The following is a 10,572-nucleotide window of genomic DNA, read 5'->3' on the forward strand; positions in this document are numbered from 1 at the left end:
TGAGCAGCAGCACCAGGAATTGATGCTGACCGATGTGCTGCATCTGTTTTCACGCAATCCCTTGCAGCCCGCTTATGCGAAAACGCCGCCTCCCGTTCCAGCGCCAGCCGGCGCCTTGCAATGGCGCTCTTACAGCGGTGGCGTGGTGCAGATCGGCTATGACGATCAGGCTTTTTGTTTCGATAATGAACTGCCTCTGCACCGGCAGTTCCTGGAACCGTATGCGCTGGCAACGCGGCTGGTAACGAACCGCGAATACCTGGCTTTTGTACTGGCAGGCGGCTACGGGAATCCGTCATGCTGGCTGTCGGAAGGCTGGGATTGGGTGCAGAACCTGCAATTGACGCAGCCGCTCTATTGGCAAAAAACCGAAGAGGGCGCATCGCCTGCCTGGCATGCGTTTGGCTTGCATGGTTTGCATCCGCTGGAACCCGATGCCGCTGTCACGCAACTATCTTATTTTGAAGCCGATGCCTATGCGCGCTGGGCCGGCGCACGCTTGCCGACCGAGGCGGAATGGGAGCATGTCGCGCTCGAGTCCCTGGCCTCAGGCGAGGCGCAGGCAGAACACATGCAGTTTTTCGGTTTGTGCTGGCAATGGACATCCAGCAGTTACGCCGCTTATCCAGGTTATAAAACGGCTGCCGGCGCCCTGGGCGAATACAACGGCAAGTTCATGGCGAATCAATATGTGCTGCGCGGTTCATCCTGCGTTACGCCGCACGGGCATGGCCGCGTGACTTACCGTAATTTCTTCCCCGCAACTGCGCGCTGGCAATTTTCCGGCATACGTCTGGCACGCTAGCCATCAACGGGTGCTGCCGTCAAAAATTCGCACATGCAGGCAAAACGCCGCCTGCATCCTGTGCTATGTTGTGCTTGTCGTTCCGACAATATAATGACTGATAGCTGATTTTTTCCTTCACGGATACATTTCAACCGGGAGTCTAGCCAACATGACAGATACGATGACACACGTGGCCCAGCAATTGCTGGTTTCGCCCTTGCTGTGGTTGCTCTTTATAGGCGGCGTCTTCAGCGTCGCGATTGGCATCGGCCTGGTTTGTTTCAGTTCGCGCGTATTCTATTTTTGCGACAGGATGAACCAGTGGGTCTCATTCCGGCGCGCCCTCAAGCCGGCCGCCATACCGCGCGACAGCTGGCCGTTTTTCGAACGCTACAGGCGCTGGTTCGCGCTGGTTTTTATCGTGGCCAGCATCTTCTCCATCACGCATTTGGTCACACGTATAGATGCTCATCAGCTAGGCATGCTGGCCAGTAGCAGGCTGCAAGTTCCACCCGCCTTTGCCGAATGGATATTCAGCAGCGTGTGGTGGTTCTTGCTGATAGGTAGCGTACTGACGATAGCAGTAAGTGTGATGCTGGGATTTTTTCCTGCCGCGCTGCACAGGCTGGACCAGCAGTCGGGCCGCTGGTTTTCATTGCGTCACACGTACAAGGATGTGGATCTGATGTACACGCCACTGGACAAGCTGGCGTACAGGTATCCGCGCGCCCTGGGCGGGCTGATCGTGATTGCTGCGCTGGCAAACGTGATTGTCGTCAGCCGCCAGTTGTTTTAGCCGGCTATTGCATGCAGCCGTCATTCCAGCAGTTGCCGGAATGACGGCTGCAGCGTGACTACAGATCGTTCAGGAATTTTCTGCCAGGCCGATATCGCGATTGACTGCACTTAATATCGCGCGCAGCGATGCCGTCACGATGTTGCCGTCTATGGCGACGCCAAATCGGGTCGGACCGTTATTGACGCGTAATTCCATATAGCTTGCGGCATTGGCATTGGCCCCTGCGCCGATCGCATGTTCGTGAAAATCCATCAGCTTGATATCCATGCCCAGCGCATTGACGAATGCATCTATCGGCCCGTTGCCTGTGCCTTGCAGCGACAGCGGCTGACCGTCTCTCTCGAGTTCGACCCGGATATGCACAGTGCCATTGCCCTGCGACTCATCGATGTGGTGGTTGCGATACTGGTAGGGCGTGATGGCATTCAGGTATTCATTGTTGAAGATCGTGTGTATGTCCCTGGCGGCGACTTCGCCGCCGGTTTCATCGGTGACGCGCTGCACTGCGCGACTGAATTCGATCTGCAGGCGGCGCGGCAAGACCAGGCCGTATTCCTGCTCCAGCAAATAAGTCATGCCGCCTTTGCCCGACTGGCTGTTGACGCGGATGACCGCATCGTAGCTGCGGCCGAGATCGGCCGGGTCGACCGGCATGTAGGGCACTTCCCAGATCGCATCGGCCTGCTGCTTCGCAAAGCCTTTCTTGATTGCGTCCTGGTGCGAACCGGAAAACGCCGTGTACACCAGGTCGCCGGCATACGGATGACGCGGATGCACGGCTATCTGGTTGCACTCTTCCACGCACTGGCGAACAGCATCGATGTCGGAGAAATCCAGTCCCGGGTTTATGCCCTGCGAATAGAGATTAAGCGCGAGCGTGACCAGATCGACGTTGCCGGTACGTTCGCCATTGCCGAACAGGCAGCCTTCGATGCGATCGGCGCCGGCCATCACGGCTAGTTCGGCCGCCGCCACTGCGCAACCCCTGTCATTGTGCGGATGCACGCTGATCAGGATGGCGTCACGGCGCGCCAGATTGCGGTGCATCCACTCGACCTGGTCGGCATATACATTCGGCGTGCTGGCTTCCACCGTGCCGGGCAGGTTGATGATCATCTTGCGTTGCGGCGTAGGCTGCCATGCTTCGGAGACGGCGTCGCAGATTTCCTTCGCAAAATCGAGTTCGGTCATGCTGAAGGCTTCCGGCGAATACTGGAATACCCATTCGGTTTCCGGGTGCGCATCGGTCAGCTCGCGGATCAGTCTGGTGCCGGCGACGGCCAGTGCTTTTACTTCTTCTTTCGACATGTTGAAGACGATGCGGCGGAACGAAGGTGCGGTTGCGTTATACATGTGGACGATCGCGCGGCGCGTACCCAGCACCGAATCGACAGTGCGGCGTATCAAGTCTTCCCGCGCCGGCGTCAGCACTTCTATCGTCACATCATCCGGAATCCGCTTTTCTTCGACCAGCTTGCGCACGAAATCGAAATCGGTTTGCGAGGCCGACGGGAAGGCCACTTCGATTTCCTTGACGCCTATCTTCAGCAGCATTTCAAAGAAGCGCAATTTCTTTTCCGGGCTCATCGGTTCGATCAGCGCCTGATTACCATCGCGCAAATCGGTACTCATCCAGATCGGCGGCTTGCTGATTACCTGGTTCGGCCACGTGCGGTCGGCAAGTTTGACTGGGGGAAAAGCGCGATATTTCGCGGCAGGGTTGGGCAACATCATGGTCTATCCTTTTATTCGGTCTAGCGGTAATCAATAAAGCGCATCAGTTGTGGCGGGAAGGCTGCCTGACTGCCACATGCGCTAGGTCAGGAAACCGATCGGTAGCAGTAGCAAATCCAGTGTGCGAGCGCATGCCATCCCGGCGTTCAAACCGCCCTGAATGCGTACTGCTGGACTCGACTGTATATGCATGATGATTGCGACTAACCTGGTTTTTACTGCGTGGTGTGTGTAACGGTGCTGCGTACAAGCAAAGGGAATCGATACTAGGCTGGTAGTAGCGATAGCAGCGTCGATAGCAGGGTGCCAGCGATGTGCGATGGTGCGGAAGGGATGTGGTTTGCGTAAAACATAGGTAACTTTAGGCGAAGCGAGGCTGGACTGTCAAGTCCGGCGGGGCTGGCGTTGCATGACAGTCAAGACCCTGCCGCCTGGCTCGGGCATCGCAGCCTGGGTCTGGACAACAAGGATCAAGCCTGTATTTTGCCGCTGGCAGCCGCACCGATCACACTGTAACGGTGATGCTTGCTGCACCTTCCACCATTTCGCCTATCACTGCCGCATCGGCAAAACCCTGCTGCCGGAACAAGGCCAGCACTTCGTCGACTGTCGCCGGGTCGCATGCAACCAGCAAGCCGCCAGATGTTTGGGGATCGCTCAGCAACGCGCGTTGCACCGGCGTGATGGCTGGGTCCAGCATTACATCATGGCCATAAGCGTCCCAGTTGCGACCGGAGGCGCCGGTGATGCAACCTTGTTCTGCCAGCTGCTGTACCTTGGGCAAGAGTGGAATCTGCGGCATGTTCAACTTTGCAGTAAGCCCGGCGCCGCGCGCAAGTTCAAGCAGGTGCCCCAGCAAGCCAAAGCCGGTGACATCGGTGAGTGCATGCACGCCGTCAAGCTTGGCCAGGGCCATGCCGGGTTTGTTCAGTCTGGTTGTATTGGCGATCATCGTGGCATAACCATCGGCATCCAGCGCTTCCTTTTTCAAGGCGGCCGACAGGATGCCCACGCCCAGCCCTTTGCCGAGGATGAGCTTGTCGCCCGCCCTGGCATCGGCATTGCGCTTGACCTTCGATGGATGTATCAGTCCGAGTACAACCAGCCCATATATTGGTTCGACGGAATCTATCGTGTGGCCGCCTGCAATCGGTATGCCGGCTTCTGCGCAAATCGATTCGCCGCCCTTGATGATCTGGCCGATGACTTCAATCGGCAATTGATTGATCGGCATGCCGACCAGCGCCAGCGCCATGATAGGCGTGCCGCCCATCGCGTAGACGTCGGAGATTGCATTGGTCGCTGCGATGCGGCCGAAATCGTAAGGATCATCGACGATAGGCATGAAAAAATCGGTCGTTGCGATCAAGGCTTGCTCGTCATTGAGCCTGTAGACCGCGGCATCGTCGGAAGTCTCTATACCGACCATCAACTCCTTGGGAACCGGGAAACCGCTTGAATTTTTCAATATGTCAGCCAGCACGCCCGGCGCAATCTTGCAGCCGCAACCGCCACCGTGCGAAAAGGAAGTGAGTTTGATCGGCGTGTTGGTGGTCATGATGAACTTTCAGATTTACAGCGAGAGTGGGTGCCAGCGCGGCCAGTCATGGCGGCATGTCGCGTCGCCATGCTGGAAGAACCTGACTAATGCGCTGGGAATGTGCGTGATTATACGCCGCGGCTGTTCAATTGTTTTTGCGTAGCCGGTCCGGACTTGCCTGGAAATGTAGTGCGATGGGAGTCTGCCGGGATGCCAGTTCGTCAGGCGTTTGCCTGAACTTCATCAGATGTCGAGTGGATGCTGCACTTGCGCGTCATGGCGCAGGCATTTTCATGCAGGACGACGGTGCGTGCTTATGCAAGCGCACCGTCTTTTAATGCTTAGCAGTTGCCTTTTTTGGCCTGGCCTGGAGGGCAGTGATAGCCTTTTCCATTATTCTTGCCATTGCCCGGCTTCCATCCGCCTTTATTCAAATTCCATTGGCCATTGTCCTGATGCCATTCCGGGCGCTCATAGATATAGCCGGGGCGTGCACGTTCCCAATGCCCTGCGGACCAGATGTGGGTATGGCCATCCCAGTTCCAGTAGCCAGGCGCCCAGATGTAGCCGCTACGCGCCGCTGGCACGCGTTCGTGGCGTGGCGGCGGTGGTTCGGTGCCGATATTGAGATTGATGCTGACCTGGGCTATTGCCTGCAACGGCAAGGCGGCAGCAGTGCTGATCAGTATGGCGGCGCCGATAATTAAATGTTTCATCAATGATTCTCCCGGTTGGCAATGCAGTCAACAATATACCGCAGGTCCTGACAGTGTCAGCAACTTATGCAGATTCTTACAATTTTTACCGTCCCGATCGATATTTCGCTGGTCGGAGCACAAAAAAATACCGGGCCATTGCTGGCCCGGTATTTTTGTTTCAAGCTTGAGGCTCAATGAGCCATCAATCAGCTATTAACGCTCGCCGAAAGGACGACGTGTTGCGCCGCCTGCATCGCTGGTGCGGGGACCTTTGTTGTAGCCGCCGCCATCGTTGCGTGGTGCATTCGGTTTGCTGAAGGTGCGTTGACCTGGCTTGGCCGCGTTGCCACGGTTGTCGCCTGGTTTCCAGCCGCCTGGTTTGTGGTTCGAGCGTGGTGCCGATGCAGTGCGCTTAGGCTCGAAACCTTCAATCACTTCGACCGGGATCAATTGCTTGATGAAGCGTTCGATGCGCTTGACGTTCATGCCTTCTGCATGATTGACCAGCGATACCGCCAGACCGTTACGGCCGGCACGACCGGTACGGCCGATGCGGTGGACGTAGTCTTCCGGGAACTTGGGCAAGTCGTAGTTGAACACGTGAGTGATGGCAGGAACGTCGATACCGCGTGCGGCAACGTCGGTTGCAACCAGCACGCGCACTTGACCGCGACGCAGGCTGTCCAGCGTACGGTTACGTGCGCCTTGATGCATGTCGCCATGCAGTGCGGCAGCAGCGAAACCGGCGATGTTCAAACGATCTGCGATCGTGTCGGCATCGCGTTTGGTGGCGGTGAAGACGACAGCCTGATCCATTGTTTCGTCACGCAGCAGATGATCGAGCAGGCGATTCTTGTGCGACAGATCGTCGACAAAGTGTACGCATTGCTTGATGTTTTCATGCTTGGTAGCTGAACCGGCGATCTGGATGATCAGCGCGTCCTTGGTGATGCGTTTTGCCATGTTGCCGACCATGCCGTCGAGCGTGGCCGAGAACAGCATGGTTTGACGGCTTTCCGGTGTGGCAGCAACGATTTTTTCGATGTCGTCGATGAAACCCATGTCCAGCATGCGGTCAGCTTCGTCGAGTACGAGGATCTGCAGTTCCGAGAAATCGATCTTGCCCGATTCCATGTGGTCGATCAAACGACCAGGCGTAGCAACCAGGATTTCAGGATTCTTGGCCAGCAATTGCATCTGTTTTGGATACGGCATGCCACCCAGGATAGACACGGCTTTGACACGTTTCATGAACGCGCCGTATTTGTCGGTCGAAGTGGTGACTTGCAGGGCGAGTTCACGGGTCGGGGTCAGCACCAGCATTTTTGGCTGGGCAGCCTTGAAGCGTGGACGATCGCCGCGTGAGCGTGCCGATTGTGCTTCCTGATTCGGCGTTCTGCCGGCTTCAGGTTGCTGTTGTTCGGACTGGACTGCGAATTTGTGCAGCGCAGGCAGCATGAATGCCGCCGTCTTGCCGGAGCCGGTTTGCGACGAAACCATCATGTCGCGACCTTCGATCGCGGCAGGAATGGCTTGCGCTTGCACGCCGGTAGGAGCGGTATAGCCAGATTCCGTCAATGCCTTGATGATGGACGCGTGGAGGCCTAGTGATTCAAATGTCATTTTTTCTTTCGTAATGTCAGCGCTGCAGCATGCATGACGGATTGTGTCCGTGATGAAGACTGCGAAGTGCGCAAGGATGCAACGCCAACCAACGAAACAGAAACAGCTGGGAAAACTCTTAGAGATTTCGGCACAAAAGCTTTGCGCCGGGACGGTGTATGAAATTCAACACCAGAAGGCGGGGGGCTTTATCGTTAATGCTAACGGTTCGCGATGCTGCAAAGTGCGATGCATGTTGCAAAGCACTGCGCGCATAGTAATGGATAACTGGTGTTATGTCCAGCAGTTTTGCCGGCGGGCGGCAGGCTGGGATGATGCGCTTGACATGTGTAGACAAAAAGATATCGTGAAATCAAGACCCGGGAAGGGCTCAAACCAGCAGTGAGGCAGTGTGGCTGCCGCTTGCAGCAGGGGGAAGTGCTCCCTGCGGCAAGCGTGCCTGAAATATTGCTGTCGTGCTTACTCTGCCTCAGGCGCGTACATCACGTGCGAGAAACCGCCATCGACGTAAGTGATTTCGCTGGTGATGCCGGCTGCCAGATCGGACAGCATGAAGGCGGCGGTATTGCCGACGTCTTCTATCGTTACGTTGCGGCGCAGCGGCGCATGCGCGGCGACGATGCCCAGCAGCTTGCTGAAATCCTTGATGCCGGATGCTGCCAGCGTCTTGATCGGTCCGGCTGAAATGCCGTTGACGCGCACACCCTTGCTGCCCAGCGATTCCGCCAGATAGCGCACGCTGGATTCGAGCGAGGCCTTGGCCAGCCCCATCGTGTTGTAGTTAGGCGTGGCGCGCACCGAACCCAGATAGGTCAGTGTCAGCAGCGAGGAGCCCGGTTTGAGCATAGGCAGTGCCGCCTTGGCCATCGCAGGGAAGCTGTAAGCTGAAATGTCGTGCGCGATGCGGAACGCTTCGCGCGACAGGCCTTCAAGGAAATCGCCGGTGATGGCTTCGCGCGGCGCAAAGCCGATTGAATGCACCAGGCCGTCGAGATGGTCCCAGGATTTGCCCAGATCGGCAAACAAGGCATTGATCTGTTCATCGCTGCCGACGTCACAATCGAAAATCAGTTTGCTGTCGAATTCTTTGGCGAATTCGGTAATGCGGTCCTTGAAACGCTCGCCTACATAGGTGAATGCGAGTTCGGCGCCTTCGCGCTTGCAAGCGCTGGCGATGCCGTAGGCGATGGAGCGGCTCGATAACAAACCGGTGATGAGGATTTTTTTGCCTTGCAAGAATGCCATGAACGACTCCAGTGGTTCTTCGGAAATGGATGGAATGGGCAAGATTGTAGGGGCTAGCCGGCGTGACAGCAACTTTTGTGGCAATTCTCTGGTTTTTTGACTGCTTTGTTGTGGTTGTTCAGTGCTTTGTTCTATGGCGTGGGTGATTCTGTAGAATAGCCGGAACGTCAACGTATCTAATGACGATCAACGACGATAATGACTACCAACGACAGGCGCATGGCTAAATCACTCCTATCTTTTTTGCTGCTCTGTTTACTCTCGCCAGCTGGTTCTGCCTTTGCCGCCCACGCCTTCTCTCTTTACGACACGCCCAAATATCCAGCCGGCTATACACATTTCGATTATGTGCATCCTGATGCTCCCAAGGGTGGAGAACTGTTTCTCGCCAACCCGGATCGCCGCACCAGCTTCGATAAATTCAATCCCTACTCGATGAAGGGCGTGGTGGCCGCCGGTGTATCCAACCTGATGTTCGAGACTCTGGCAGTCAATTCTTCCGATGAAGTGGCGACCATGTATGGTTTGCTGGCTGAAGACATGGTGCTGGCGCCGGACCGCATGTCTATGACTTTCAGGTTGAATCCCAAGGCGCGCTTCAATAATGGCGATCCGGTGCTGGCCGCCGACGTCAAGTATTCGTATGACACGCTGGTTGCCAAAGGTGCGCCGCAATTCAAGTCCATCTTTGCCGAAATCAAGCAATGCGTGGTGCTCAACGAGCGCACCGTGCGTTTCGATTTCAAGTCGCTCAATCACGAGCTGCCGCTGATTGTCGGCGGCGTGCCGGTGTTTTCGCGCAAATGGGCGGCCGGCACCGACTTCGACAAGATCCAGCTGACGCCGCCGATTGCCAGCGGCCCCTATCTGATCGATCGCTACGACATAGGTCGCTCCATCAGCTACAGACTGGATGCAAATTACTGGGGCCGGGATGTGCCGTCGCGTAAAGGAACGTTCAATTTCGCGCGTATCAATTACCGCTTCTACAAGGATGATGTGGCGCGGCTGGAGGCGTTCAAGGCCGGCGAGTTTGATCTGGTGGTCGAGTACAGCGCCAAGAACTGGGCGCGCAGCTACAAGGGGCCGAAATTTTCCAGCGGTGAAATCGTCAAGCGCGAACTGACGCATTCCAACGGCGCCGGCATGCAGGGCTTTGTGATGAACCTGCGGCGGCCGCAATTCCAGGATGTGCGGGTACGTCGCGCGCTCGGCCTGGCGCTTGATTATGAATGGATGAACCGGCAATTATTCTTTGGCGCCTACAAGCGTATCTATTCCTTCTTCAATAACAGTGCGATGGCGGCGACCGGTTTGCCTTCCGCCGATGAACTGGCGCTGCTGGAGCCGATGCGCAGCAAGCTCGATCCGGTTGTCTTCGGCCCGGCGCCGGTACCGCCGCGCACCGATGCACCGCGCTCGCTGCGCGCCAACCTGCTCGAAGCTGTCGAGCTGTTCCGCCAGGCTGGCTGGACTTATCGCGATGGCGCGCTGCGCAATGCGCAGGGTGAGCCGTTTGCATTTGAAATCATGGATGACCAGTCTGCCTTGTCGCGCGTGATCAGCGTCTATGTGCGCAATCTGCAAAAGCTCGGCATACAGGTCACGCAACGCACGGCCGATTACGCGCTGGTGCAAAAGCGCATGGAAGAGTTCGATTTCGATATGACCAGCGTGCGTTTCCCCGATGTCAGCAGTCCCGGCAATGAAATGTTCGACATGTTCGGCTCCAGGGCGGCGGATGAAAAAGGTTCGAACAATGCATGGGGCTTGAAGGATGCCGCGGTTGATCGCCTGGTCGAAGCCCTGGTGGCGGCCGACAGCCGCAGGAAAATGGTGGCGGCCGCGCGCGCACTCGATCGCGTGTTGCTGCACAAGCATATCGTGGTCACGCACTGGTATTCGGCCACGCACCGGGTCGCGTATCGGGATCGCTTCGGCATTCCGTCGCAGCCGCCGCTTTACTATCAGGCCGATCCCTACGTGATTTCAACGTGGTGGGAACAGAAAGCAAGATGAGGATGCAGCGATGAATATCTGGTCGTACATAATCAAGCGCGTGTTGCTGATGCTGCCGACGCTGCTGGGCGTGGTGGCGATCACGTTTGCCGTGATCCAGTTCGTGCCCGGCGGGCCGGTCGAGCAG

The 10,572-nt window shown here is 56.9% G+C and carries 8 protein-coding genes and 1 pseudogene; 4 read left to right on the forward strand and 5 right to left on the reverse strand.

What is annotated here, in order from left to right; genetic code table 11:
* The coding region (locus Q7T06_RS02330; RefSeq protein ID WP_304779496.1) for an SUMF1/EgtB/PvdO family nonheme iron enzyme at positions 1-805 on the forward strand (805 nt) is incomplete at its 5' end.
* Between the two features lie 151 nt (positions 806-956).
* The gene (locus Q7T06_RS02335) at positions 957-1,583 is read left to right on the forward strand and encodes a hypothetical protein (RefSeq protein WP_304779503.1); all 627 of its coding nucleotides are present in this window, start codon (positions 957-959) and stop codon (positions 1,581-1,583) included.
* A gap of 69 nt (positions 1,584-1,652) precedes the next feature.
* On the opposite strand, the gene leuA is transcribed toward Q7T06_RS02335, so the two are convergent.
* The 5 genes from leuA to fabI form a co-directional block, all read right to left on the reverse strand.
* On the reverse strand, positions 1,653-3,320 hold the full coding sequence (gene leuA, locus Q7T06_RS02340) for a 2-isopropylmalate synthase (RefSeq protein ID WP_304779508.1): 1,668 nt from the start codon (positions 3,318-3,320) through the stop codon (positions 1,653-1,655).
* 505 nt (positions 3,321-3,825) lie between these two features.
* Positions 3,826-4,878, reverse strand: a complete 1,053-nt coding sequence (gene selD / locus Q7T06_RS02345; RefSeq protein ID WP_304779514.1) for a selenide, water dikinase SelD — start codon at positions 4,876-4,878, stop codon at positions 3,826-3,828.
* A gap of 323 nt (positions 4,879-5,201) precedes the next feature.
* A complete protein-coding gene (locus tag Q7T06_RS02350; RefSeq protein ID WP_304779519.1) occupies positions 5,202-5,576 on the reverse strand; it encodes a YXWGXW repeat-containing protein in 375 nt (124 codons plus the stop codon).
* A 195-nt stretch (positions 5,577-5,771) separates the two neighbouring features.
* Positions 5,772-7,181: a DEAD/DEAH box helicase gene (locus Q7T06_RS02355; RefSeq protein WP_304779525.1), complete on the reverse strand. Its 1,410-nt coding sequence runs from the start codon at positions 7,179-7,181 to the stop codon at positions 5,772-5,774.
* A 459-nt stretch (positions 7,182-7,640) separates the two neighbouring features.
* Positions 7,641-8,426 (reverse strand): enoyl-ACP reductase FabI, encoded by a 786-nt coding sequence (gene fabI / locus Q7T06_RS02360; protein WP_304779529.1) that lies wholly within the window; start codon positions 8,424-8,426, stop codon positions 7,641-7,643.
* Between the two features lie 219 nt (positions 8,427-8,645).
* Between fabI and Q7T06_RS02365 the strand changes: the two genes are divergently transcribed.
* Positions 8,646-10,445, forward strand: coding sequence for an extracellular solute-binding protein (locus Q7T06_RS02365; protein ID WP_304779532.1), 1,800 nt, complete (start codon positions 8,646-8,648; stop codon positions 10,443-10,445).
* A gap of 10 nt (positions 10,446-10,455) precedes the next feature.
* Positions 10,456-10,572, forward strand: a pseudogene (locus tag Q7T06_RS02370) (microcin ABC transporter permease); the annotation flags it as partial.

Origin of the sequence: Herminiimonas sp., assembly GCF_030645555.1 — a bacterium.
In the GTDB taxonomy this organism is placed as follows: domain Bacteria; phylum Pseudomonadota; class Gammaproteobacteria; order Burkholderiales; family Burkholderiaceae_D; genus Oxalicibacterium.